This is a genomic window from Mucilaginibacter flavidus (genome assembly GCF_024055575.1).
Classification (GTDB): Bacteria; Bacteroidota; Bacteroidia; order Sphingobacteriales; family Sphingobacteriaceae; genus Mucilaginibacter; species Mucilaginibacter flavidus.
On sequence record NZ_JAMXOE010000033.1, the window covers coordinates 1 to 24,855 of the forward strand.

Consider the following 24,855-nt stretch of genomic DNA (forward strand, 5'->3'; position numbering starts at 1 on the left):
TAATGACCTGGAAAAGTCCTTAATGAAGGATATCGTTATTATCTGTGGCGGCGACCCTTATAAACTTGACGCAATCCTCAAAAGTGCCCCAGAATAATCTTCCGAACACCCATGGTGTTGTCACCAACAAGTACGATGACCATTGTGACATGTAAAATGCCACCTGAAAGTAACCGGCGCGTTGCACATCACAAAGTAATGGGGTTGTTGGTGACAACACCAACAACGGCGGAAATCGTTCCATTTTCATACGCGGAACACCCGGAACGCTATGAAACACACTGATTATCAGGAATTTTATTTTTGATCGCCGGTTAAATTCGTGAAATTCGCCTTAATTCGTGAAAATTCGTGTCCATTCAATTCGTGAAATCCGTGCTCATTCTTTTCGTTAAATTTTGTTAAACTTTCTCCCCTTTATCCACCATATCAACAATAATAACAGATAAACTTTTACCTTTAGGCTAAGGTTTCTTATTTTCGCGAAATAAGTTTGGTGAAAAGGCTTGTGATTGAGGATGTAAAGCAGTTGTTTATATCTCTCGTCTCAAATCTCACATCTCAAATCTAATCTCAACTATGGAAGAATTTGAAGCAAGCGCATCGGCAAAAAAAACAAAAACGATATACATATCTACCGTTTTTGGCATTGCTATGGTACTGTCGATGATAGGGTTATTGGGTTTGATTTTGGTTGAGGCTAATAACCTGAGCCGCTATGTAAAAGAAAACATAGTCTTGAATATTTTTGTGGATGACGCTGCGCACGAAACCGATGTGCTGCAGTTGCAAAAACAAATTGAAGGCAGCGTAATGGTAAAACAAACCCAGTACGTGAGTAAAGAGCTGGCTGCACGCAACCTGCAAAAAGATTTGGGCGAAGATTTTGTGAAGTTCCTTGGGTATAACCCGCTGTCTCAATCGCTGGATGTTTACCTGAAGGCCCAATATGCCAACAATGCCGATATTGAAAAATTTAAAGCTGAACTACTAAAAAATCCATTGGTAAAAGAGGTAAAATACCAAAAGTCGCTGGTAGATCAGATGAACGAAAATATCACTACCATCAGCCTTATTATCCTGGCTTTTGCCGGCATATTCGTGATTTTATCGGTAGCGTTGATAAATAATACCATCAGGCTGGCCATCTATTCGCAAAGGTTTTTAATAAAATCCATGCAGCTGGTTGGCGCTACCAAAGGGTTTATCCGCAAGCCGTTTATGCTTTATGGCATTTGGCATGGCCTTTTAGGCGGCCTGATCGCCATTTTAATTTTGATCGGCACCTTATCCCTGGCCTATAAAGAAATCCCCGACCTGATAATCCTCAGAAGTTATAAAGAGTTTGGGTTAATATTTGTGGCGATATTAGGTCTCGGGGTGTTTATATCAGGCTTTAGCACCTTTTTGGCAGTTAATAAGTTTTTACGTTTAAAAATATATAATTTGTATCGATAAGGTTGATTTCGGATGTCGGACTTAATATGTCGGATTTTGAACTTTGCCAATCACTAATTCACTAACTCACTAATTAAAACATTGTCCCAATCATGGCACAACAAATAACAAAACCGGCTACACCGGTTAAAACCAGCGCCGCTGCAAAACCAGTTGCTAAACAGACAGATGCGCGTCCTGTAAGCTTTGTATTTGGCAAAGAAAATTACCGGTTATTTATCATCAGCATTGCTATCGTTGCGTTTGGTTTCTTCTTAATGTCAGGCTCTACTGATATTTACGGCACTACAAAGATCGTTATTGCTCCCCTGGTTGTATTAGGCGGCTTTGCAGTTGGCTTTTTTGCAATATTTAAGAAAGCGGTTGCAAAGGTTGATTGAGCAAAAGTTCATAGTTAATAGATGATGGTTCATAGCCGTTTTCATAAAAACCATTACAACTTTTATAACCCCAACAACTTCTTCAACAACAAACCATGAACATTATCCATGTCATCATCCTTGCAATAATTGAAGGGATAACAGAGTTTTTGCCCGTATCGTCAACCGGGCACATGATCATCGCCTCGTCGGTGATGGACATTGCTTCCGACCCATTCGTAAAGCTATTTACCATTGCCATACAGCTTGGCGCCATCCTTTCGGTTGTTGTGCTGTATTATAAAAGGTTTTTCAAATCGTTGAACTTTTACTACAAGCTCTTTGTGGCCTTTATACCGGCTGCAATATTCGGCGTTCTGTTCAGTAAGAAAATTGACAACTTGCTGGAAAGTGCTTTAACAGTGGGTATCACCATGTTTTTGGGCGGGATAATCTTGTTATTTGTCGATAAATGGTTTAACAAACCAACTGTAACCGAAGAAAAGGATATCAGCTATGGCACTGCCCTCAAAATTGGTTTTTTTCAATGCCTGGCCATGATTCCGGGTACCTCGCGCTCTGCTGCAACCATCGTGGGCGGTATGTCGCAAAAACTAACACGCACTGCCGCTGCCGAGTTTTCGTTCTTTTTGGCTGTGCCAACCATGTTTGCAGCAACCGCCAAAAAACTCTGGGATTTTCATAAAGAAGGCCACGTTTTTACGGGCGAAGAAATTAAATTTTTGGCGATAGGTAATATTATTGCGTTTGTAATCGCCATGCTGGCTATTAAAACCTTTATTACCTTTTTAGAGAAACGCGGCTTTAAACTTTTCGGCTGGTACCGTATTGTGCTGGGTGCTATAATTATCGGTTTGATACTAAGCGGGCACGATTTAAAAACGATCTAATAACATTTTAAAAATCCTGTCATTGCGAGCGCAGCGTGGCAACCGCACGCCGTGCATACCGCTATGCAGGTTTCATACCTTTCTATCCGCTATGTATAGTTCGCGATTGCCACGCTCGTTCCTCGCTCGCAATGACAAAAATGACATTTGTTTAATACAGAAGATGGTCATACGGATACCTCGCCGTATGTATCGCCTTTACTTCTTCGTACAACAGCGCTCTGAATTCATCTATATTTTCCTTTTTTGTGGCGGATATAAATATTGCCGGACTGTTATTTTTGGCCATCCAGCTGTTTTTAAAATCGTGCAGCGTTAAAGGGCCTTCGGTATCTTCTATTTGGTGTATTTCGGGTTGAAAAGCGTCTATCTTATTAAAAACAGTAATTACTTTTTTGTCGATAGCGCCAATATCCTTTAAAGTTTCATTCACCGTGCGAATTTGATCTTCAAAATTATGGTGCGATATATCAACCACATGCACCAGGATATCTGCCTCGCGAACTTCATCCAATGTCGATTTAAAACACTCAACCAGTTGGTGTGGCAGCTTGCGAATAAACCCAACCGTATCTGATAACAGGAAAGGCACATTTTCAATTACCACTTTGCGCACCGTGGTATCAAGCGTAGCAAACAACTTGTTCTCGGCAAAAACTTCCGACTTGGAAATCATGTTCATGATGGTTGATTTACCCACGTTGGTATAACCCACTAATGCCACGCGTATCATCTGCGTGCGGTTTTTGCGCTGGGTTTCGTTTTGCTTATCTATCAGCTTTAACCTGTCTTTTAACAGCGATATTTTGTTGAGGATTAAACGCCTGTCCGTTTCAATTTGCGACTCACCCGGACCACGCATACCAATACCACCCTTCTGGCGCTCAAGGTGTGTCCACAAGCGGGTCAGGCGGGGTAACAGGTATTGCAACTGGGCAAGCTCTACTTGTGCTTTAGCTTGTGCGGTTTGAGCGCGATTGGCGAAAATATCCAGTATCAGGTTATTACGGTCGAGTATTTTTACCTGTAGTTCGTTTTCAATATTGCGCAGTTGAGAGGGCGTTAGTTCGTCGTCGAACACCACCATGTCAATCTCTTCTTCAATTACAAAGGCCTTGATGTCTTCCAGCCGGCCCGAGCCAACATAAGTTTTCCTATCAGGCTGCGACAGCTTTTGGTTAAAACGTTTTACGGTTTCGGCCCCGGCAGTAGCAACTAAAAACTCCAGCTCATCTAAATATTCCTTACCCTGCTCATCGGTTTCGTGTGCTGTTAGTACGCCTACCAGCACCGCCCGTTCCTGCTTCACAGCAGTATCATAAAATTTTTGCTTCATTAGGTAAATGATTTAACAATCCCGATGCCAATATAGTAAAATGGCAGGTATTCAGACTTTTTTGCAGAAGAATGTGGAGATAGGGGCGTACTTCCATCGGATAATCCCTATTGCCAGGCTCTGCCGAAGCTGTTAACCGCAATAGTACCCCTTTCCCGCTGTGTTGCATACCTACGGCATGTTATTGCCGTTGTTGTGTTTTTTTCTACCAATATTGGCCCCCGATGGGGGCAGGGTTGCTGTTACTTTTTTTTCGCCCCCGCCATATAATCCAGCGTTAAATTACACAATGCCTTTACGCCTAAACTAAACCCGCTTTCATCGATAAAAAAATCAGGCGTATGATGCGCCGGGGCGGTAACAGGGTCGCCGCCTTTTGGAAGCCCCCCAAGATGGATAAATATTCCCGGGGCCTTTTGCTCGTAAAAGCTAAAGTCTTCGGCACCGGTTTCGGCATTGCGCAGGATAACATTATCCGCTCCTGCAGTGGCTTGCAATGTGGGCAACATCCGTGCAACCAATGCCGGGTCGTTATACGTTATCGGATAATGGTGCTCATATGGGATGGTGACCTCGGCGGTAGCCCCGGCGGCTTCGGCAGTTTTGGTTACAATGGTCTTTACTCTTTCAATGATCATTTTTTCATCATCATCATTCAAAGTCCGCACAGTACCCAGCATTGTTACTGTCTCTGGAATAATGTTAGACCTGTTTCCGCCATTGATAGCGCCAATTGTAACGACCGCTCCATTACGCGTTATCTGCAGGTTACGGCTAACAATTGTTTGCAGGCTGTTGATGATCTGCGCCGAAACCACTATCGGGTCAACGCTCGACCACGGGTAAGCGCCATGCGACGACCTGCCTTTTACAACTATCTTCATCGGGTTTACAGCTGCCATATCAGGGCCCGGCCGGTAGGATATCGTACCGGCAGGCTGGTACGATTGAATATGTAAGCCAAAAACGGCATCAACGTGCGGGTTTTCCATTACACCCTGCTTAACCATTTCCTCTGCTCCGCCCTTTTCTCCAGCCGGCAGTCCTTCTTCGGCGGGCTGAAAAATAAATTTCACAGTGCCATGCAACTCGCTTTTCATGGAGGATAGTATTTCGGCCACGGTCATCAATATCGCCATGTGCGAATCGTGGCCGCAGGCATGCATCACACCAACCTCAGCCCCGTTGTACATGGTTTTTACTTTTGATGCAAAAGGCACAGCGGTGCGTTCTGTTACCGGCAATGCGTCCATATCGGCACGAAGGGCAACGACCGGCCCGGGTTTACCGCCCTTTAGTATACCCACGACACCTGTAGTTGCTACACCGGTCTGCACCTCAATCCCCAGTGATTGCAAATGTTTGGCTATTATACCTGCAGTACGTACCTCGTGGTTACCCAGCTCAGGGTGCTCGTGAAAATCACGGCGCCAGGCTATGGTTTTGCTTAGCATCGCATCGGCTTTTTTTGCCACAGCATCTTTATAAGGATTTACCTGTGCAATTGCAGGGATAGAATAAGCGAAAAGAATAAGCAGGTATAATTTTTTCATACAGAGGGATTTTCCTCTAATATAAAAAAAATGTCTGAACCGGGATTAAACAGATTAATGGATTTAAGGATACGCGCAAGGCTTAGAATCCTTTAATCTCAGCTATAGTAATGAGCTCGCCTTACGAGAGAAACCTTTAATAGTTTTTTAGGAGTTCGTCTATTTCTTCTTCGTTATCCAAATTAAGAATAAGATTGGCAAGTTTAACCTGGTTTTTAGCCAATGCAATGGCAGAAAGTGCAGATATTGCCGAACCTAAATCCCAATCTTGCTTCATAGAGATCTTGGCAAGTTCTTCTAAATCCCTAATTGCAGCGTAGTATTCGGCGCTAAGCGCTTTCGGCAATTTTGGATTGTTTTTAGGCCGTTGTAGTTCGATAACAGTAACAAGCGATAGAACATTATGATCTACCAGTTGCGTTTGTTTAGCAATTCGAACGAGATGTGGAACAGCGTAGTAAGACGCGAGACCAACATCCCCCTGGTGTGCAGTTCGTTCCAGAGTTCTTGATATACCAAATTTGTAGCTTCTAATGTCTCAGCTTGTTCAAGTTGTTTTAATGCCGCTGATGCATCATAGATTTCACCTTTGTATCCCCCCTCCAATTCTTTCCACTTAGAATCACTTAATTCAAGAGATGGCTCATTTATCGGAGTTCTTGGGAAAAACTTGCCTAAGGAAAATGTCATAACGAATTTAAAAAGTCGTCAATATCTATTAACTGCCCTGTAGCACCTTCCTCGATGCATTTAGCCATTACAAAGTCTTCAATATCATCTTTGGTAAGATGTTTAACCGATAAACCTACCTTTTGCGCGATAACGCTTAAAAGTCTAACATTATTTGAATTACCAGATATGACTACTGATTCCATCTGCAATAGTATTTACAGAACCGTCCTTATCTTCAACTCATTCATCTGCGCTTCGGCAATGGTTGATGGGGTATCAATCATTACATCCCTGCCTGAATTGTTTTTAGGGAAGGCAATCACGTCGCGGATAGAATCCAATCCTGCAAAAATTGAACAAAGCCTGTCGAAGCCGAAAGCTATACCACCATGCGGCGGTGCGCCGTATTCGAAGGCATCCATCAGGAAGCCAAATTGTTTCTGTGCCTCTTCAGGAGAAAAACCAAGGTGCTTAAACATTAACGATTGCAAAGCGCGGTCGTGGATACGGATAGAGCCGCCGCCAACTTCAGTGCCGTTAATAACCATATCGTATGCATTCGCACGAACTTCGCCCGGTGCGGTGTCGAGCATCGCAATATCTTCCGGTTTTGGCGAGGTGAACGGGTGGTGCATGGCGTGGTAGCGGCCGGTTTCTTCGTCCCACTCTAACAGCGGGAAATCGAGCACCCAAAGGGCTGCAAACGTATTTTTATCGCGCAGGCCCAGGCGTGTGCCCATCTCCAGGCGTAGCTCATTTAGTTGCTTGCGTACTTTGTCGCTTTGGCCTGCTAAAACTAATATCAAGTCGCCCGGTTCAGCCTCGAATGCCGCTGCCCAATTGGTTAATTCGTCTTCGTTATAAAATTTATCTACTGATGATTTAAGCGTGCCATCGTTATTGTAGCGGCAATAAATCATGCCGGTTACGCCAATCTGGGGCCGCTTAAGCCATTCGGTAAGCTCGTCCAGTTGCTTGCGGGTGTAGTCCGCGCAACCTTTTGCGTTGATACCAACAACCAGTTCGGCGTTATCAAACACGCCAAAGCCTTTACCTTTTACCACGTCGTTCAATTCCACAAACTCCATCCCGAAACGGATATCCGGTTTGTCGGAACCATAGAGGCGCATGGCATCAGCGTATTGCATGCGTGGCACTTCGGGCAACTCATACCCTTTAACATTTTTAAATAAGTGACGGGTAAGTCCCTCAAATATATTTAAAATATCCTCCTGGGTAATGAAAGCCATCTCGCAGTCAATCTGGGTAAACTCAGGCTGGCGGTCGGCGCGCAAATCCTCATCGCGGAAACATTTTACTATTTGGAAATAACGGTCGAACCCGCTTACCATCAATAACTGCTTAAAAGTTTGCGGCGACTGTGGCAAAGCATAAAACTCGCCCGGGTTCATGCGGCTTGGAACCACGAAATCGCGGGCACCCTCCGGGGTCGATTTAATTAATACCGGGGTCTCAACCTCGATAAAGTCAAGACCGTCCAAATATTTACGGGTTTCCTGTGCCATTTTGTGGCGTAACATCAGGTTATTGCGAATGGGGTTACGGCGTAAATCGAGGTAGCGGTATTTGGCGCGCAGCTCTTCACCACCGTCGGTTTCGTCCTCGATGATAAATGGCGGGGTTTTAGCCGCGTTTAATATTTCGATGTCGGTAACACCAATTTCAATATCGCCGGTGGCCATTTTGGGGTTTTTGCTGGTGCGTTCCAGCACCTTGCCGGTAACTTTTATTACAAACTCGCGGCCAAGGCTGCGGCTCAATTCGCGCAGGGCATCATCACTATCGGTGTTAAAAACCAGCTGGGTTAAACCATAACGGTCGCGAACATCTATAAAAGTTGTTCCGCCAAGGTCGCGTGATTTTTGCACCCAACCGCATAAAGTAACCGTTTCACCTAAATTACTGATAGTTAATTCGCCGCAAGTGTGTGTTCTGAGCATAATTGTGTTTTTAAAAAGTCTGCAAAAATACGGTTTTGAGGTGAAAGGATAAAGGCGAAAGGTAAAAGGTTTTGAAGGGCGCGTTTTAAACCTCCGACGTTGAGTTTATACCAACTGTAAATTATGAGTAACGTACCTGCTCTCTTTATCTCTTAATGATTTGTCAGTTTTTAGCTGATATGCCTTTTCTTTTTCCAATAACTTAAACCAGGACACAGCCGGTATTATATTGTTTGAATGCAATTCAAGACGAACCATAACGCTGTTGTTAGGCTCCCTTCGGTCTTTAAGCATTTGGCTTAATTGAGTTTCATGAATTTGAATATCCCCGGCAAATTCCTTTTTCTTTCGATTGGCAAGCTGTAAATACTGTTCAAGAAAATAACCAAAGGTGTATTCCGGGTTGTATTGGTCTCCGGTAATATAATCTTCCAGCCGAAACTTTAATTGCAGCAACCTTAAATTTAGTTTCTCTGCTTCTGTCATTTCCGCCCTGCGTTTTGCGCGATGCTTAGCTAGCTGCTCACTAGCTTCACGCTGTTGCTTGGCAGTAAGCTTTACCGGAAATACAAAGGATTCCGCAAGTTCTTCAGGAGAATATTGCTCAAATAGTTTTTTTATGCTCATGGTAAATATTCATTAATCACCCGAAATAATGGCGCGTCTTCAAGATATAATTGCCAGCCTCCATCAATCATTCCATATTTAGAGATATAATGCTCTTTTAGTTCAGTTTTAGGGATTAAAGACAGGCATGGATACCTGCCATATATCCTTATAGCTTCTCTTCCCGCGAACGCAATAAGGCACCCTGCAATGCGTTCGTAACGCTTATTTTTCCCTTTGTTTTCAGCTGATACAGCCAATAACTTTATTTCTGTGCGCTCTTCTGGCGGATAGTACTTTAAAGCAATTACTCCTAAAATATCATCGTCTCCTATCAAGGACAACTTATAAATAACAAACCCGTCTTTTAGTTTTTTCCAGTTGAACGAATGACGCTTTACTGTGAGTCTATTGAAATCATTCTTTTCTACTCCAAGGACATTAACCAATCGATGTTCTTTGGTTGCCATGTCGATGATATACATATTCAAATATAATAATAATTTACCAAAAATGTAAATTATTGAGGCAAATCCATTTCTAATCGAGAAACTTGTGAAGTTATCTATAACGAATTTTAGGCGGAATTAAGGCATTGACATCTACAAAAACCATAAATCTTCCGGACTTTACTGACTTTTCCGACTTTCGGACTATATTTGCCCCATAATTCTCAAGGGGTGCCTTGCTTTGGTCGCGAAATATGCTGCAGCGTATTTCACCAAACTGAAAGACAGGCTGAGATCAAACCCATGCCCCCCGGCCCCCTAAAGGGGGAGTAGGCCATCGCAACGATTGCTTATTCCCACCCCTTTAGGGGCCGGGGGCGACACCTGATCCGGGTAATGCCGGCGTAGGGAGAGGTAACAAGTTAAGTGTACTGCGTAGTCGCCCTGATACGGAGATGGTTTAACTAATTTATTTATTAATCATTTTGAAAAATTTATTTGCGGCGTTTATCGCCCTGCTGCTGCCTGTCATGGCTGCGGCCCAATTCTCCGTTTCGGGGAAAATCACCAACCAGAAAACCGGCGAAGCACTGCCCGGCGCCACCATCGCTTTAGTAAACTCAAACCAAAAAATTATCGCAGATGCCGATGGTAAATACCACATTGATAACCTTAAAGGTGGAAGTTATGCTTTGACAGTGTCGTTTATCGGCTATCAATCAAGCACAAAAAAAATCGAATTAACTAAAAATGTTGTAAGCGATTTTGCATTGCAGCCTGCAACAACATTAACCGAAGAAGTTACCGTAAGCGCCACCCGCGCTTCGGCCACATCGCCAACGGCTTACACTAATTTAAAAAAGGAAGATATCGCCAAAAATAATTCCGGCCGCGGCTTTGAGTACCTGTTGGAGCAAACACCGTCAACCGTAGTTACGTCAAACGCAGGTGCCGGTGTGGGTTATACCAGCATCCGGATACGTGGCTCGGATGCGACGCGTATCAACGTAACACTAAACGGCATCCCAATGAATGACGCCGAAGACCAGGGTGTTTATTTTGTGGATTTGCCAGATTTGGCCTCATCTGTTGATAACATACAGGTGCAGCGTGGCGTAGGCACCTCAACCAACGGCGCGGGCGCTTTCGGGGCCAGCATTAATATACAAACCACTACCCGGCGCGATACAGCTTATACCGAGCTGAATAGTTCGGCTGGTTCGTATGGTACGGTAAAAAATACATTTAGCTTAGGCACAGGTTTGCTTGGCGGCAAATTCAGTTTTGATGGCCGGGCATCGCAAATGACGTCTGACGGGTATATCGATCGCTCGGCATCAACCCTAAAATCCTTCTTTTTAAGTGGTGCTTATTACGGCAAAAAAAGCGTACTGCGACTAAATGTTTTCAGTGGCTACGAGCGAACGCACCAGGCCTGGGACGGCGTACCCGAGGATAGCGTGAAATTTGGTAACCGCAGGTATAACGAGCTGGGGTATATCAATAGCAGCAATTCGTTTTATAAAAACCAAACTGATAATTATACCCAAAACTATTATCAGCTGCTTTACAATCAACAGTTAAGCGACAAACTGAGCTTTAGCGGCGCGCTGCATTATACCCGCGGCTACGGTTATTACGAGGAATATAAGAACAGTGCATCGGTAGCTGATTATGGCTTAAAACCTGTAGTTATTGGCGGTGATACATTAGCCAGTACCGATTTAGTTCGGCGCTTATGGCTGAGTAATTATTTTTACGGCGCTACTTATAACTTTAATTATAAACCGCAGCAAAACTTTAACCTAACGCTTGGCGGCGCTTACAATGAATATAAAGGCGACCATTATAACAACATCGAGTGGACGCAGCAAAGTACCACCATTCCGCCTGACTATGAATACTCGCGTAATCATGCTAAAAAAACCGACTTTAATGTTTTCGGTCGCGCTGAGTACCGCGCGGGGAGTGTAATTTTATACGGCGATGTGCAGTACCGTCATATCGGTTACTCATTTTTGGGCTACGACCAGGATTTGAATAACGTGCAGCAGCAGGTTGGGCTTAACTTTTTTAACCCGAAAGCAGGTATCACTTACGAGTTGAACCAGCACAGCAATATTTATGCATCAGTGGCCGTAGGCAACCATGAGCCTAACCGCAGCGATTTTGTAAACTCATCGCCACTAAGCAGGCCCAAAGCCGAGCATTTGACAGATTTTGAAGCAGGTTACCGCATTAGCCAGCCAAACTTTGGCGGTGGCATTAACGGTTTTTACATGCTTTACAAAAATCAGTTGGTGCTAACCGGGGCACTGGATGACGTTGGCGAGGCTATCCGTACCAATATTAAGGATAGCTATCGCGCGGGCATCGAGGCAAACGCCTGGGTGAAAATCACGCAGCAACTGGCCTGGTACGCCAATGCGTCCATCAGCCAAAATAAGGTAAAAAACTTCAGCCAGTTTTTGGCGAATTATGACACCGGCAATAACGACGAAACCCAGTATAAGAAATCAGATATAGCTTATTCTCCGGGATTTGTTGGCGCAAGCACCATCAGCTATCACCCGTTAAAAAATGCGGAAATTGCTTTTATCAGCAAATATATTGCGCGACAATATTTGGATAATACATCCACATTGAGCCGTTCGCTCCCCGCTTATTTTGTGAACGATGTGCGCATTAATTACAACTTTAAAATGAAGGGCGTTAAAAACGTGGGCATAGGTTTGCTGGTGAATAATGTGTTCAGCAAAAAATATGTGTCCGACGGGGCGACTTATCCGGATATTGAAGGTGGCAAAACTGTAAACTATAATTACTTTTTCCCGCAGGCGCCGGTTAACTTTTTGGCTTCGCTGAATTTGAAATTTTAAAAAACGGTGTCACCCTGACGTACTCGAAGGGTGAGCGCAGAGGCCTTTGCCCGCGTGCTTTCCTTCGAGAACCTCAGGACAGGCTTGTGCCTCAGCATGACATCCCTTTGATTTAATACGTCATATTATGCACCACTGGATCCAACTTTTTTTAGAACAGGTTCGCGAAACCACCGTGTGGGAATGGGCCGCTGTGCTTTTAGGTGTGGCAGAAGTGCTATTGGCGAAAGTAAATAATATATGGCTTTACCCCACCGGGATAGCCGGCACCTTTATAGGGATATACATTCTGCTGGTAGCCGGACTGTATGCTGAGTCGGCGCTGAATGTTTATTATTTGGTGATGAGTATTTACGGATGGTATTACTGGTTAAAAAAGCGTGGTGAGGCGCCTGTAAAAATCACATGGACAAACCGCAGGGAATGGATAATTACCTTGCTGATTGTATTTGCCGGCTGGGGCATACTGTATGTGATACTTAAAAACTTCACTACCTCGAATGTGCCGGTGTGGGATGCCTGGGTATCATCAACGGCCTGGGCAGGGATGTGGCTGCTGGCAAAACGTAAGCTGGAAAACTGGATATTATTAAATATCTCTAACCTGTTTGCCATTCCGCTGCTATGGTATAAACACCTTATTATGTTTTCGGCGCTTACCCTGTTTTTATTTATCGTGGCCATTTTTGGCTATTTCGACTGGCTGGCTATTTTGAAAAAAGAAAAGGCCGCAGAAAAATCTTTATCAACCCAATAAAAATGAAAAACATCATACAACATCCCTCGGCGTTTATTGATGCCGGGGATGTACATATAATTCGTGCCAACGCACCCGAAGCTGAGCAAATGGGTATGCTTCACCCCGAACAGCTGGAGATAATTTACAAGCAAAAGTGGTTCAAGCTGCTGGTACCCGAAGTATACACCGGGCGGCAAATTACGCTGCCCGAACTGGTGCACCTGCAGGAAGCCATAAGCTGGGCCGATGGCAGCACAGGCTGGGTAGTTACACTTTGCAGCGGTGCCGGCTGGTTTGGCGGGTTCATCAATCCTGAAATTTCGCAACAAGTTTTTAACAATGATACTGTCTGCCTTGCCGGCAGCGGCGCAGTTGGCGGCACTGCCGAAATCACGCCTGGAGGATATATCGTAAATGGCACATGGAAATATGCCAGCGGGGCACATCATGCCTCGCACATCACCGCCAATTGCAGCATTATAAAAAACGGCGTTCCTGTTTTAACCAATAGCGGCGACCCTTTGGTACGGCCGTTTATATTTGATAAAAAGGATGTAACCATTTTACCTGCCTGGAAATATGTAGGCATGGTAGCTACCGGCAGCGATTCGTTTGCTGTAAAGGATCTTGAAGTGCCGCATAACCGCCAATTTAAAATTGACCCGGCTGCAGTGGTGATTTCTGCCCCTTTGTACCAATATCCTTTTTTGCAACTGGCCGAGGCTACACTTGCTGTTAACTTATCCGGCATAGCCATTCATTTTATTGACCTCTGCGAAGACATCTTCCTTGAAAAAATAAAACAGCCAAGGCTTAACGATGAGCAAAAGTTGTTTTTGATGGATGAATTGAGCCAGGCAAAAAGCGAACTCGATTTAATAAGGAACGACTTTTTTGAAACGGTTGAACAATCGTGGGCGGCCATTCAAGCTGATGGCACAATCCCGCAGGATATCCTGTACCAGGTGAGTATTACCAGCAGGCAGCTTGCTCATTTTAGTCGCGAATGTGTTGACAGGCTTTATCCTTTGTGTGGTTTAACTGCCGCGAAGAGCGAAACCGGGATTAACCGTAGCTGGCGCGATTTGCACACAGCAAGCCAGCACGCATTACTCACATTCGACGCTTAATTTAAAATTGCCGTAACGCAAATATCACATGGAATTTTAATTGCATTGTTGATATTTGTCGTGCTTAACAATTTCTTAAACATGAGGATTAAATATATACCCCTGTTAATATTCGCTTTGTCGGCCCTTTCTGTATCGGCACAGATAAAACACAAAAAAACCATGGCGATAAACCCCGCAGTTGGCCGCCCGCTGGCCTATGCGGATACACCCGTTTCAGCTGATATTCCCCGCCCTAAATTGGTAGTGGGTATAGTTGTTGACCAAATGCGTTGGGATTACCTTTATCGTTATTATAGCCGTTACACCAACAACGGTTTCAAGCGCCTGCTTAACCAGGGGTTTAGTTGCGAAAATACGCAAATTGACTACGTGCCAACCAATACCGGCCCGGGGCACAGTTGCATCTACACTGGCTCTGTACCAGCTATACACGGCATAGCAGGGAATGACTTCATTATACAGGCAACCGGCTTATCCATGTATTGTGCACAAGATACGTCAGTACGTACAGTGGGCAGCACATCAACCGCAGGGCAAATGTCGCCACGCAACCTGATTACAAATACTGTTACGGATGAATTACGACTGGCAACCAATTTTCGCTCGAAAGTTATTGGCATTGCGCTTAAAGACCGTGGCGGCATTTTCCCCGCTGGGCACACCGCCAACGCGGCCTATTGGCTCGATGATGCGACCGGCAACTGGATAACCAGCACTTATTACATGAAAGACCTGCCAAAATGGGTAAAAGATTTTAATGATCAAAAACTCGCCGAAACTTATTTAAAAGCCGATTGGAACCCTGTATATCCGATTGATAGCTACATACAAAGCACCGCCGATACTACCAGTCGTTATGAGGGCGCTTTTAAAGGCACCACCTCGCCTACCCTGCCTGTAAAAACATCGGGCTTATATAAAAACAACCTGGGCTTGATACGCTCAACTCCATATGGTAATACTTTAACACTCGACATGGCTGTTGCAGCTATCAACAATGAAAATTTGGGACAAAATTCGGTCACTGATTTTTTGACGGTTAGTTTTTCGTCAACTGATTATGTAGGGCATCAATTTGGGCCAAACTCTGTTGAAATTGAGGATACTTATTTAAAGTTAGACCGGGATTTGGGTACATTCCTTAGTTATTTAGACGCCAAGGTAGGCGCAGGCAACTACACTGTTTTTTTAACCGCCGATCATGGCGCAGCACATAACCCAACTTTTTTAACCGATCATAATATTCCCGCTGGCGTATGGGATGATGGCGTAGCTTTAAAAAACCTGAACCAGTATTTAGCGGCCAAGTATAAAATAGAGAACATGGTTATCAGCTTAACCAACTACCAGGTTAATTTTAACAACTATGTAGTTAAGTACGCAAAGCTGGATGAAAACACACTAATAAATGATTGCATTACGTTTTTAAAAGACGTGCCCGGCGTTGCCTATGTAATTAACCTTAAAGAGGCACAAACTGCAAACGTACCCGAAGAATTGCGCACGCGTATTGTAAACGGTTACAGCGTTGAACATAGTGGCGTAGTCCAGGTTATTTTAAAACCGGGATGGTATGCAAGCCGCAGCGCAACAGGCACCACCCACGGCACCTGGAACCCTTATGACACGCACATCCCGCTGGTGTTTATGGGCTGGGGAATACCGCACGGGCACCTGAACCGCGAAACGCACATGACAGATATCGCGGCAACAATAGCTGCGCTGTTGCATATACAAGCGCCAAACGGATGTATTGGTAAGCCCATACCGGAGGCGTTGAAATAATTTCTGAACCATGATTCGCATGATTTAAGGATTTACTTGATATTTGACGACGAGTAGTGGGTAATCAGGCTAATCCTTAAATCCCATGAATCAAGGTTCAGACAAATGAAAAAATACATTTCTAAATTCCATTATTTAACGCAGGATCTGCGTAGCCGGAGCCACTTAAAGCAAGCTATCATTGCCTGCGAGGCCGGGGCAAACTGGATACAGTACCGCTGCTTAACCAAGCCGGATAATGAATTAATTGAAGAAATTAATGAGATTGCCGCATTTTGCGACGAGTGGGGTACCACGCTTATATTAACCAACCATTATCACCTGCTTAATAAAGTTGATGCCCAGGGTGTACATATAGAAGATTTTAATGCCGATTTGAAAGCCGTCCGTAAAGCTATTGGCAACGATAAAACACTTGGGGCATCGGCAACTAATATAAACCGCCTGCGGGCCGTACAAAATACGGGCGTGGTTGATTACTGCGGATATGGTCCCTTTGCGCTTACCAACACCAAACCAAATAATAGCCCGTTGCTTGGTTTTGAAGGTTACCGCGAACTGGCGAAGCACCCTGAAATAAAAATACCGGTTATTGCCGTTGGAGGAATAAACATTGAAGACGTGGGGCCACTTTTAAAAACAGGGGTATATGGGGTAGCTGTTTCGGCGGCTATTAATATGGCTGCTGATGCGGGCAGAGCATTTAAGGAGTTTCATAAGAAAATATATTAACACGATTTAAGGATTATATTTGATTAACATGATTTTAGGCAACTGATTCAACCCAATCAACAATTTAACTTAATCAACCAATCCATGTCTTCCCACCACATCGTTCGCGAAAAACAGGAGCCTGCCTTGCTGGTGCTGGGGCTTGATGGCTTTGACGATGAGTTGCTGGGGCAGCTGTTGGAATGGAGCCCAACCGTAATTACCACGCCGCTAACTGCCGAAAAACTAAACTCGTACGGTATAAAAATCGACTGGATAATTGCTGATGGGATTGATGAGATTGAACAATCGGATGTAAAACTGATGTCGGCGAATAACCACAACCTGGCCGAGGCAGCCTTAAAACACTTAACAGCGTATGAATATCCATCGGTAAATATCGTTACCGACGAGCTGAATTTAAGCGACTATGAGCCTTACGCCGCGCAAATAAACATCGTGGTTTTTAATAATGGTAAAAAGATATTCCCGGTAAGCCCGGGTTTTAGCAAATGGAAACCCGCCGGCGATATTGTTGAAATATTGGGTGACGTTAAAAACCTTGAAATCATCGGGCTTGAAAAATTTAGTAAAAATCGATACAAAACGGTAAAAGATGGCCTTTTCAGCCTTCGGTTTGATGCCCCGTTTTTATTTATTGCAGAGGAATTGTGATGGTGGATAGGTGTCGCCGGGTTGGGAAATCCCATTCACGCACCGGGTTGAAACCCGGCGCTACAATATGAAACGAGCCTAAAGGCTCTTTGGAAACAGGTGAAATTTGCAATGTATCGTTTCTGCTAAAAACTACGTATATTTACATAAATAGACCCATATTAACTCCCCGGTTAAAAGCTGTTTGTAATAATCCCGCTTCATTAAAAAACTGGCTTGTTTTTTGACTATTATTACAAAAAAATAATTTATTACCGATTAAACCGTTTAACAAAATTTTAGTCTATACTTTACATACCGGCCAAAACCGATATCAAAGATTTTCAAATAACAATATTTCATCATGAAAGCGATATATAAAAATGTTTTAAACACAGCTTTAGGCACACTGGTATGTGCGTTTTTAGCAATACCTGCAAGCGCCCAGCACAGGCCATCAACCAGTGGTGGTGGCGGTGGCGGGGGAGGCGGTGGTAGCAGCAGCAGCGGCTCATCATCAAGGCCTTCGGTTAGCAGCGCGCCGTCTTCGCCCCCTTCTTATAGCAGGGCGCCGCAGCAAAGCAGCAGCAATATTGGCGTTTCGAGGCCCTCGTCTGTTGCGCCAAGGCAATCATATAATAATGGCAGCAACAATGGCCAGCAGGGTTACGCCCGTCCAAATACTTCGCAGCGTGTAGGCGTTGCACCGCGCCCCGGTTATAACTATGGTCAGCGCCCTGCAGTTGGTGCACGTGGCAATTACGGTTATGCACCGCGTACTTACGATGCTACCCACAGACCGGCAACCGGTAACGGTTATACCTACCGCAGTTCTCCGCGTATTGGCTACGGCAATGGCGGTTACTGGGGTAATCATAATTACAACCACTATTACCATGGGTATTATAACTCATACTATCTGCCACGTCTTGGCTTTGCAATAGGCGAATTGCCTTACGGGTATTATCCGTTTTATTATGGCGATTTCCAATACTACTACAGCGATGGTTTGTTTTATCAATATGACAACAGCCAGTATACCGTAGTTGAGCCGCCAATTGGTGCCGAGGTAAAGGAACTACCTGAAAAAGCACAGTCGATTGTAATTAACGGTCAGCAATACTATGAGTTGAATGGCGTATACTATCAGCCCGTTACGAAAGACGATGGCACAGTAGTTTACCAGGTTGCCGGTAAAGATGGCGAGCTAAATACAGCTAGCGGCAACAACATACAGGACGACCAGCCGCAAGGCCCGCAAATGGGTGACATTGTAACCCAACTGCCTCCTGATTGCAGGAAGATAAAAGTTAACGGCGACAAGCTGTGGGTATCTCCGGATGGAGTTTACTACAAAGAGCAAGCCGATACCAATGGCAACAAAAGCTATAAAGTGGTAGGCTTACCATCAGACGAGCAACCTGACCAGCAAAACTAATTGTTGAAACAGATACAAAAAAGCCGCCTCTGATTTACAGGGACGGCTTTTGTTTTATAATTAAATGTGGTAGACGCAAAATTTTGCGTCTACCACATTTAATATTTCGCAGGCGTACCCGGTTTCGGTACTGATTCTGAGATGAACTTCCTAAGATTTTCGGTGGCTACAGGTATATCATCCTTTCGCAGGTATAACATGTGCCCGCTTTGGTAACCTTCCCATTTCAGGCGGTCTTTAAGCTTGCCGCTTGGATCGAGCTGCCACATGCTGTATTTAGCGTTAAAGTAGTCGCAGGCGCCATCATAATAGCCCGATTGTATCAACAGGTGCAGGTATGGGTTTTGTGCCATTGCCTGGCGCAGGTTTTCGCCAACATGGTTGTTCTTATCATCCCATGGCCACACGCTGCCGAACATGTTGTATTTAATATCGGTTTTATAATTCAGCTCATTGCGCATGTAGATATTGATAGCCGGTGTAAAAGAATGCAGCCATGACACCAACTCAGCGTTATAGTCAGGACTGGTGCCGCTAGTTTGCCTGTCTATTCCCCTGTAGCGCGAATCGAGACGGCCTACGGTAAAGCCCTTGTCCCGCAGCAACTCTTTCCAGAACAACTCGTATGATACATCAAGGTTGTTGTCAATAATTACTTTTTCAGATATCCCTGTGTATTTTGCCATTTTGGCGGCCATGGCGGTGCGCTGGGCATCATCAATAAATCCGCCACGCGATAGTGCAGGTATCAGCTCGTTAATGGTAAAGCTTTCAACTTCGGGCAAAAATGCGGTGATATCTTTTTGCTGCAAATCGGCTGCAAGGGCCTTGTGGTACCAGGCAGTAGCGGCAAAATAAGGGATCTTAAGGGCCGCCTGTACGGGGCCGCTCCGCTCGATACCCAGATCAGTTGGCGATACTAAAACCACGCCATTCAGGTACATCCACTGGGCTTCCTGCAATTCAAGGGCCAGGCCAGAGGCCCTTACAGTTCCGTAGCTCTCGCCAATCAAGAATTTAGGCGAGGCCCAGCGGTTTTTACGGGTAACAAAGGTGCTTATCCACTCGGCAAGGTATTTTACGTCTTCGTTAACGCCAAAAAATTTGGAGCCAGGTGTGCCTTTGTCAACTATGCGCGAGTAGCCGGTATTAACCGGGTCGAGGTACACAATATCGGCAATATCCAGTATCGAATTGGCGTTATCGCGCATGCCATATGGCTGAACAGGGTAGCCTTCATTATCAATATTAAGCAAACGTGGTCCGGTATAACCTATTTCCATCCAAACCGATGGCGTACCGGGGCCTCCGTTAAATGATATTACCAGCGGGCGGGTTGAGCGGTCGGTAACGTCATCCCTTTCATAATAAGTGTAAAATACGCCGGCAACCGGGCGGCCATCTGCATCCCAAACGGGCATGCTGCCGGCAGTTGCGGTATACGGAACAACTTTGCCTTTTATGGTTACCTGGTGTTTGGTAACCACGGCGGAGTCGACATTTAAAATGCGGCTTTTTGTAATTGGGTTAGTGTTTTTTGGTGGTGCTGCTTCCTGTGCGAAAGTTGTGGTGATTCCGCAGCAAAGGGCTGCAAAAGCAATGAATTGTTTTTTCATCTTTTGAATTGATAAGCGGTCGGGATGTCAGTTAATACTCGTTCTTTACTGTTTTTGCCGGTAAAGTTTACAATACTACCTTTTTAATTGTGCTTTTGCAATGGGTTAAATACACTAAGCAGGTGGAGTTTTGTAAAAATACAATAGCGGAATGCCGTTATTTTGAATTTTTATAACGGGAAACTAAACTTCCCCATCAAAACGGCCGGGTTATTACCAATAGCAATGGGTTCGCCACATAATGCCTCATTGCCAAGCAAGGCAAAAAGGATAGCTTCTTTGGCATCCGGATTTATGCCCAGTTCGGCGGTATCTTTAATTACACTGGTTGGCAATTTCTTTTTAAGCTGATCAATAATATAAGGGTTGCGTGCCCCACCGCCGCTGGTGAATATTTTGATATCATCAGCTTTAAAGTTTTGTTGGATAAATTGAGTTATCGATTGAGCGGTAAACGCGCTTAGCGTGCACACCAAATCTTCATTTGGGATAGCTGCTGTGCCCGACATTAATTGTGCTTCATCAACGAAAGCCATTCCAAATAACTCCGGCCCGGTTGTTTTTGGCGCAGCTTCCCTAAAAAACGGGTGGACAAACAGGGCCTCTAACAAAGGCTCATTCACGCTGCCGGATAGGGCAATTTTCGAATCTTTATCATAAGGCTGGTTATAGTATTTCCGACAGGCGGCATCTATTAATGTATTGCCGGGACCAATATCGGTACACAAAACATCGGCATAATTTCCGTCGGCGGGCAGCCAGGTAAGGTTGGCAATGCCGCCTATGTTTAGCAATATGCGGTTCTCGCCGGGTTTACTGCCCAGCAATACATCACCGTATAACGCCAACGGGGCCCCTTCGCCGCCTGCTACAATATGTTTTTGCCTAAAATCGCTAATGGCTAATATGCCGGTTTTTACCGCCAGGTGGTCCCCATCGCCAATTTGCAGGGTGGCGTTTGGGTAATCTTTTAGCTGGTGAAGCCGCTTGGGCGCATGATAAATAGTTTGCCCGTGGCTGGCTATAAAGTCAATTTCGGTTGGGTTTATTTTCCATTCGGCAAGTGCCTGCAAAATCAGGTCACCATGAAAGCTGCCGATATAGGCGTTAAGTAAACAAACCTTTTCGAGGCTGGCTTCTTTTTTTGCGAAAACCTGCTGCACTTCTCTTTTAAAGCTATCGGCATAAGGGATAGTAGTAAAATTAACCAGCGAGAATTGGGTTTGGAGGCCATTACCAGTAAAACGGCACAAAGCAATATCCAACCCATCCAACGAGGTGCCCGACATTAAGCCGATGCACAGCTTCTCGTCTTTTTGGGCGATGTTTACAAGCTTTTGCAGGTTGGTGTTGAGGGCTAACATGGGGTTAAATTAGGTAAATGTTTAAGCCTGCACAATAGTTAAATTATAATTCAACATTCCCGACATATCTGATATATTTGCTTAAACCAATATTTTAACGGATACAGTTAGTTTTTAGCGCGGGGCATCCGCGGTTAAGGCCAACTACTTATGAACCCACACAACCAACCCAAAATGGCCCGATTAAATTTATTAGAAGAGACACGTTATGAGAAGCTGCCGGTAACGGTGTACGACAACCAGCAGAAAGCGTCGGTAGCGGTAGCACAGCGGATAGCAAAGCTGATTAAAAGCAAAACAGAAAAAGGCGAAAAAACAGTGCTTGGCCTTGCCACCGGCGTAACACCGATTAATGTTTATGCCGAACTGGTAAGATTACACCAGCAGGAAGGCCTGACTTTTAAAAATGTGATCACTTTTAATTTGGACGAGTACTACCCCATGCAGCCCAATACTGCGCAGAGCTATGTAACGTTCATGAACGAAAACCTGTTCAATCATGTCGATATTGATAAAAGCAACGTGCACATCCCCGATGGTACACTGGACCTGGATGCAGTCGCGGGTTTTTGTTTAGAATACGAAAAAAAGATAACAGCCCTTGGCGGACTGGATTTACAAATACTGGGTATAGGCCGTACCGGCCACATCGGCTTTAATGAGCCGGGCTCGGCCCCAAACTCGGGCACACGCCTGGTAACGTTGGACGATTTGACCCGTAATGATGCCTCCCGTGACTTCGGTGGTAAGCAAAACGTGCCCACCAAAGCCATCACCATGGGCATAGGTACCATTTTCAAAGCCCGTGAAATTATCCTGATGGCCTGGAGCCTGAAGAAAGCGCCGATCATCAAAAAAGCAGTAGAAGGCGAAATGTCGGGCGAAGTGCCGGCTACTTATTTGCAGTTATCGGACAATGTGGAGTTTGTGTTGGATGCACCTGCGGCAAGTTCACTTACAAGATTCAATACCCCATGGCTGGTAAAAGATTGTGTTTGGGAAAACAGCATGAAAAAGAAAGCCGTTATCTGGCTGGCCGATAACCTGGGCAAACCCATACTGAAACTTACCGAAGAAGACTACAATAACCACGGCATGGCCCAACTGGCAGTTGAACAGGGCCCGGTTTATAACATCAACATCGATATATTTAATCAACTGCAGCATACCATCACCGGCTGGCCGGGTGGCAAGCCTGATGCTGACGACAGCCAACGACCGGAACGGGCAGAACCTGCAAGGAAACGTTCCATCATTTTTTCACCGCACCCGGACGATGATGTGATCTCGATGGGGGGAACATTTATCAGGCTTGTTGACCAGGGGCATGATGTACATGTAGCCTACCAGACATCGGGTAATACCGCCGTATGGGATGATGATGTATTGCGCTTTGTTGAATTTGCCATCGACTTTAATCAAAGTATAGGCGATGACAATACCAAACTAAAAAAAGTGTATGAAGACATGCGTGCCTTTATGCCGACCAAAAAACCGAACCAGATTGACACCAAAGAAATACGGGATGTAAAAGGGTTCATTAGAAAAACAGAAGCCATCTCGGGAGCAAGGTATGCAGGCCTCGAAGATGATCATATCCACTTTATGGCCCTGCCGTTTTATGAGACAGGTAAAATAAAAAAGAATACCGCAGGCGAGAAAGACATCAAGCTAACTATCGAACTGCTCAACAAGGTAAAACCCCACCAGATATTTGCCGCCGGCGACTTTGCCGACCCGAACGGCACCCACCTGGTTTGTTTCAATATCATCCTCGGCGCATTACGAGAACTGCAAAAAACAGAAGACTGGGTAAAAGACTGCTGGCTGTGGATGTACCGCGGCGCCTGGCTGGAGTTTGAAACGCACGAAATAGAAATGGCCGTACCGTTATCACCACAGGAAGTGATCCGCAAGCGCAATGCCATCTTTAAACACCAGAGCCAAAAAGACAGGCCGGTTTTCCCGGGCGATGATGCGAGAGAGTTTTGGGTAAGGGCTGAAGACAGAACCCGCGAAACCGCGCATGCTTATGACAAACTGGGCATGGCCGAATATGAGGCGATGGAGGCGTTTGTACGGTATATCTTTTAACACGATTTACAGGATGCTAGGGATTTACAGGATTGCATCGATAATCCTGTAAATCCTATTAATCTTGAAATCGTGTTTTATTTAATCACCGCCAATACCTGTGAAACCGGTGAATATGCTGCCGTGATCTTTTCTAAAAATTTGCTAAAAAAGCCCTGCGGTGTATCTATCAATATTAGCGCCGGGCGTTTGTGTTTTAAAGTTTCCATACCCCAAAGTTGGGGCTTTGCGCCTGCTGCAATTTTGCTGTGAAGCTCTATTTGTTTGCTGTCAGAACACTACTTCCTCTTCATCACGCGTATCTTTAGGCGAAACACCAAACTTTTGCTTGTACACTTTCGAGAAGTGTGATATATTTTCGAACCCGCTGGAGTAAGCTACCAGCGACACCGGGTCGCACGATTTTTTTAGCTGGTATTCAGCATATTCCAGCCTGCGGTTTATCTGCCACTTTACGGGAGTAGTATGAAAGCGTTCGGTAAATTCTTTTTTAAAGGCGCTTACACTTCTGCCGGTAAGCTTCGCCATATCGGGTATCGACAGCTGCCTGTTAAAATTAGCCTCCATAAAGTACGCCAGGTCTACCTTTTTTTCGCTGACAAGGTATTTCAGGAATGCAACAAAAGTGTTAGTCCTGTCGCCAGCCAAAATTTGCAATAGCGTTTGATGGGCCGCAAATTTTACGATACACCTTGAATATTCCTGGGGGTGTAAAATATGCTGGATTACCTGCTTAATATTAGCATTTATAAACTCCGTGGTTTTAAATGTAAACGGCGGCATATCGGCACAAAACTTTTCGTATCTAATCACCGGGACGTGGCTTTCCAGGAAATAATCGACAAACTCATTCTCCATAAAAATGAGCAGGCTGGTGTAATCGTCGGACGGAAATATCTGGTAATTGCCGCGCCTTCTGAACTGTATATCCCCGGCCTGAAGGTGAAGCACGCTGCTGCCATACCTTACCTCGATAGAACCGGTTAAAACCAACTCGAGGCAATGTGCTGTTTGCAGGGTATCATCACAGCTAAAGGGCCGCTTTTTATCAATAAGCACAGCATACATATCTGATAGCCTCAGCCTGATATGCGTATGGTGATTCAGCAGGTCTTTAGGGATTTGTATCATCGTAAC

Annotated in this window: 23 protein-coding genes; 11 read left to right on the forward strand and 12 right to left on the reverse strand. The window is 44.8% G+C overall.

Annotated elements, in window-relative coordinates; all coding sequences use genetic code 11:
- Positions 1-579: 579 nt before the first annotated feature.
- The 3 genes from NAF19_RS27845 (at position 580) to NAF19_RS27855 (ending at position 2,728) form a co-directional block, all read left to right on the forward strand.
- On the forward strand, positions 580-1,458 hold the full coding sequence (locus tag NAF19_RS27845) for a cell division protein FtsX (RefSeq protein WP_252793652.1): 879 nt from the start codon (positions 580-582) through the stop codon (positions 1,456-1,458).
- Positions 1,459-1,550: 92 nt separating this feature from the next.
- Positions 1,551-1,838 carry a DUF3098 domain-containing protein gene (locus tag NAF19_RS27850; protein WP_252793653.1) on the forward strand — a complete coding sequence of 96 codons (288 nt, stop codon included), beginning with the start codon at positions 1,551-1,553 and terminating at the stop codon, positions 1,836-1,838.
- A gap of 95 nt (positions 1,839-1,933) precedes the next feature.
- Positions 1,934-2,728 (forward strand): undecaprenyl-diphosphate phosphatase, encoded by a 795-nt coding sequence (locus NAF19_RS27855; protein ID WP_252793654.1) that lies wholly within the window; start codon positions 1,934-1,936, stop codon positions 2,726-2,728.
- A gap of 151 nt (positions 2,729-2,879) precedes the next feature.
- Here NAF19_RS27855 and hflX read toward each other — a convergent pair whose 3' ends face one another.
- The 8 genes from hflX to NAF19_RS27895 all read right to left on the reverse strand — a co-directional run bounded on the left by hflX (position 2,880) and on the right by NAF19_RS27895 (position 9,326).
- Entirely contained in the window at positions 2,880-4,064 is a 1,185-nt protein-coding gene (gene hflX / locus NAF19_RS27860; RefSeq protein WP_252793655.1) for a GTPase HflX, read from the reverse strand.
- Positions 4,065-4,306: 242 nt separating this feature from the next.
- On the reverse strand, positions 4,307-5,617 hold the full coding sequence (locus NAF19_RS27865) for an amidohydrolase (protein ID WP_252793656.1): 1,311 nt from the start codon (positions 5,615-5,617) through the stop codon (positions 4,307-4,309).
- Between the two features lie 136 nt (positions 5,618-5,753).
- Complete coding sequence (locus NAF19_RS27870; protein ID WP_252793657.1) at positions 5,754-5,963, reverse strand: hypothetical protein; 210 nt, start codon at positions 5,961-5,963, stop codon at positions 5,754-5,756.
- Positions 5,964-6,025: 62 nt separating this feature from the next.
- Positions 6,026-6,307 carry a hypothetical protein gene (locus NAF19_RS27875; RefSeq protein ID WP_252793658.1) on the reverse strand — a complete coding sequence of 94 codons (282 nt, stop codon included), beginning with the start codon at positions 6,305-6,307 and terminating at the stop codon, positions 6,026-6,028.
- On the reverse strand, positions 6,304-6,492 hold the full coding sequence (locus NAF19_RS27880) for a hypothetical protein (RefSeq protein WP_252793659.1): 189 nt from the start codon (positions 6,490-6,492) through the stop codon (positions 6,304-6,306). Before NAF19_RS27880 ends, NAF19_RS27875 begins: the two co-directional genes overlap by 4 nt.
- A 12-nt stretch (positions 6,493-6,504) precedes the next feature.
- The gene (aspS, locus tag NAF19_RS27885) at positions 6,505-8,250 is read right to left on the reverse strand and encodes an aspartate--tRNA ligase (RefSeq protein ID WP_252793660.1); all 1,746 of its coding nucleotides are present in this window, start codon (positions 8,248-8,250) and stop codon (positions 6,505-6,507) included.
- A gap of 105 nt (positions 8,251-8,355) precedes the next feature.
- Positions 8,356-8,877, reverse strand: a complete 522-nt coding sequence (locus NAF19_RS27890) for a hypothetical protein (RefSeq protein WP_252793661.1) — start codon at positions 8,875-8,877, stop codon at positions 8,356-8,358.
- A complete protein-coding gene (locus tag NAF19_RS27895) occupies positions 8,874-9,326 on the reverse strand; it encodes a hypothetical protein (protein ID WP_252793662.1) in 453 nt (150 codons plus the stop codon). Before NAF19_RS27895 ends, NAF19_RS27890 begins: the two co-directional genes overlap by 4 nt.
- A gap of 464 nt (positions 9,327-9,790) precedes the next feature.
- Here NAF19_RS27895 and NAF19_RS27900 point away from each other — a divergent pair, with 464 nt between their 5' ends.
- The 7 genes from NAF19_RS27900 to NAF19_RS27930 all read left to right on the forward strand — a co-directional run bounded on the left by NAF19_RS27900 (position 9,791) and on the right by NAF19_RS27930 (position 18,644).
- Positions 9,791-12,184, forward strand: coding sequence for a TonB-dependent receptor (locus NAF19_RS27900; RefSeq protein ID WP_370362924.1), 2,394 nt, complete (start codon positions 9,791-9,793; stop codon positions 12,182-12,184).
- Between the two features lie 127 nt (positions 12,185-12,311).
- Positions 12,312-12,941 (forward strand): nicotinamide riboside transporter PnuC, encoded by a 630-nt coding sequence (gene pnuC, locus NAF19_RS27905; RefSeq protein ID WP_252793663.1) that lies wholly within the window; start codon positions 12,312-12,314, stop codon positions 12,939-12,941.
- A gap of 2 nt (positions 12,942-12,943) precedes the next feature.
- Positions 12,944-14,053 carry an acyl-CoA dehydrogenase family protein gene (locus NAF19_RS27910; protein WP_252793664.1) on the forward strand — a complete coding sequence of 370 codons (1,110 nt, stop codon included), beginning with the start codon at positions 12,944-12,946 and terminating at the stop codon, positions 14,051-14,053.
- Positions 14,054-14,134: 81 nt separating this feature from the next.
- The gene (gene pafA, locus NAF19_RS27915) at positions 14,135-15,841 is read left to right on the forward strand and encodes an alkaline phosphatase PafA (RefSeq protein WP_252793665.1); all 1,707 of its coding nucleotides are present in this window, start codon (positions 14,135-14,137) and stop codon (positions 15,839-15,841) included.
- A 105-nt stretch (positions 15,842-15,946) separates the two neighbouring features.
- Positions 15,947-16,573: a thiamine phosphate synthase gene (locus NAF19_RS27920; RefSeq protein WP_252793666.1), complete on the forward strand. Its 627-nt coding sequence runs from the start codon at positions 15,947-15,949 to the stop codon at positions 16,571-16,573.
- Positions 16,574-16,657: 84 nt separating this feature from the next.
- Positions 16,658-17,227 carry a thiamine pyrophosphokinase gene (locus NAF19_RS27925; RefSeq protein ID WP_252793667.1) on the forward strand — a complete coding sequence of 190 codons (570 nt, stop codon included), beginning with the start codon at positions 16,658-16,660 and terminating at the stop codon, positions 17,225-17,227.
- 343 nt (positions 17,228-17,570) lie between these two features.
- Positions 17,571-18,644 (forward strand): DUF6515 family protein, encoded by a 1,074-nt coding sequence (locus NAF19_RS27930; protein ID WP_252793668.1) that lies wholly within the window; start codon positions 17,571-17,573, stop codon positions 18,642-18,644.
- A gap of 98 nt (positions 18,645-18,742) precedes the next feature.
- On the opposite strand, the gene NAF19_RS27935 is transcribed toward NAF19_RS27930, so the two are convergent.
- Positions 18,743-20,260 carry a S10 family peptidase gene (locus tag NAF19_RS27935; protein WP_252793669.1) on the reverse strand — a complete coding sequence of 506 codons (1,518 nt, stop codon included), beginning with the start codon at positions 20,258-20,260 and terminating at the stop codon, positions 18,743-18,745.
- Between the two features lie 170 nt (positions 20,261-20,430).
- A complete protein-coding gene (locus NAF19_RS27940; RefSeq protein ID WP_252793670.1) occupies positions 20,431-21,624 on the reverse strand; it encodes an anhydro-N-acetylmuramic acid kinase in 1,194 nt (397 codons plus the stop codon).
- A 174-nt stretch (positions 21,625-21,798) separates the two neighbouring features.
- Between NAF19_RS27940 and nagB the strand changes: the two genes are divergently transcribed.
- On the forward strand, positions 21,799-23,718 hold the full coding sequence (gene nagB / locus NAF19_RS27945) for a glucosamine-6-phosphate deaminase (RefSeq protein WP_252793671.1): 1,920 nt from the start codon (positions 21,799-21,801) through the stop codon (positions 23,716-23,718).
- Positions 23,719-23,795: 77 nt separating this feature from the next.
- On the opposite strand, the gene NAF19_RS30630 is transcribed toward nagB, so the two are convergent.
- Together NAF19_RS30630 and NAF19_RS27950 are read right to left on the reverse strand one after the other, a co-directional pair.
- Positions 23,796-23,927, reverse strand: coding sequence for a hypothetical protein (locus NAF19_RS30630; protein WP_256484551.1), 132 nt, complete (start codon positions 23,925-23,927; stop codon positions 23,796-23,798).
- 61 nt (positions 23,928-23,988) lie between these two features.
- On the reverse strand, positions 23,989-24,849 hold the full coding sequence (locus NAF19_RS27950) for a helix-turn-helix transcriptional regulator (protein WP_252793672.1): 861 nt from the start codon (positions 24,847-24,849) through the stop codon (positions 23,989-23,991).
- Positions 24,850-24,855: the final 6 nt, after the last annotated feature.

Bases quoted from the DNA above. Each gene is read 5' to 3' on its own strand.
- NAF19_RS27845 (WP_252793652.1), top strand. From the start codon at position 580: ATGGAAGAATTTGAAGCAAGCGCATCGGCAAAAAAAACAAAAACGATA.
- NAF19_RS27850 (WP_252793653.1), top strand. From the start codon at position 1,551: ATGGCACAACAAATAACAAAACCGGCTACACCGGTTAAAACCAGCGCC.
- NAF19_RS27855 (WP_252793654.1), top strand. From the start codon at position 1,934: ATGAACATTATCCATGTCATCATCCTTGCAATAATTGAAGGGATAACA.
- hflX (WP_252793655.1), bottom strand. From the start codon at position 4,064: ATGAAGCAAAAATTTTATGATACTGCTGTGAAGCAGGAACGGGCGGTG.
- NAF19_RS27865 (WP_252793656.1), bottom strand. From the start codon at position 5,617: ATGAAAAAATTATACCTGCTTATTCTTTTCGCTTATTCTATCCCTGCA.
- NAF19_RS27875 (WP_252793658.1), bottom strand. From the start codon at position 6,307: ATGACATTTTCCTTAGGCAAGTTTTTCCCAAGAACTCCGATAAATGAG.
- NAF19_RS27880 (WP_252793659.1), bottom strand. From the start codon at position 6,492: ATGGAATCAGTAGTCATATCTGGTAATTCAAATAATGTTAGACTTTTA.
- aspS (WP_252793660.1), bottom strand. From the start codon at position 8,250: ATGCTCAGAACACACACTTGCGGCGAATTAACTATCAGTAATTTAGGT.
- NAF19_RS27890 (WP_252793661.1), bottom strand. From the start codon at position 8,877: ATGAGCATAAAAAAACTATTTGAGCAATATTCTCCTGAAGAACTTGCG.
- NAF19_RS27895 (WP_252793662.1), bottom strand. From the start codon at position 9,326: ATGGCAACCAAAGAACATCGATTGGTTAATGTCCTTGGAGTAGAAAAG.
- pnuC (WP_252793663.1), top strand. From the start codon at position 12,312: ATGCACCACTGGATCCAACTTTTTTTAGAACAGGTTCGCGAAACCACC.
- NAF19_RS27910 (WP_252793664.1), top strand. From the start codon at position 12,944: ATGAAAAACATCATACAACATCCCTCGGCGTTTATTGATGCCGGGGAT.
- pafA (WP_252793665.1), top strand. From the start codon at position 14,135: ATGAGGATTAAATATATACCCCTGTTAATATTCGCTTTGTCGGCCCTT.
- NAF19_RS27920 (WP_252793666.1), top strand. From the start codon at position 15,947: ATGAAAAAATACATTTCTAAATTCCATTATTTAACGCAGGATCTGCGT.
- NAF19_RS27925 (WP_252793667.1), top strand. From the start codon at position 16,658: ATGTCTTCCCACCACATCGTTCGCGAAAAACAGGAGCCTGCCTTGCTG.
- NAF19_RS27930 (WP_252793668.1), top strand. From the start codon at position 17,571: ATGAAAGCGATATATAAAAATGTTTTAAACACAGCTTTAGGCACACTG.
- NAF19_RS27935 (WP_252793669.1), bottom strand. From the start codon at position 20,260: ATGAAAAAACAATTCATTGCTTTTGCAGCCCTTTGCTGCGGAATCACC.
- NAF19_RS27940 (WP_252793670.1), bottom strand. From the start codon at position 21,624: ATGTTAGCCCTCAACACCAACCTGCAAAAGCTTGTAAACATCGCCCAA.
- nagB (WP_252793671.1), top strand. From the start codon at position 21,799: ATGGCCCGATTAAATTTATTAGAAGAGACACGTTATGAGAAGCTGCCG.
- NAF19_RS30630 (WP_256484551.1), bottom strand. From the start codon at position 23,927: ATGGAAACTTTAAAACACAAACGCCCGGCGCTAATATTGATAGATACA.
- NAF19_RS27950 (WP_252793672.1), bottom strand. From the start codon at position 24,849: ATGATACAAATCCCTAAAGACCTGCTGAATCACCATACGCATATCAGG.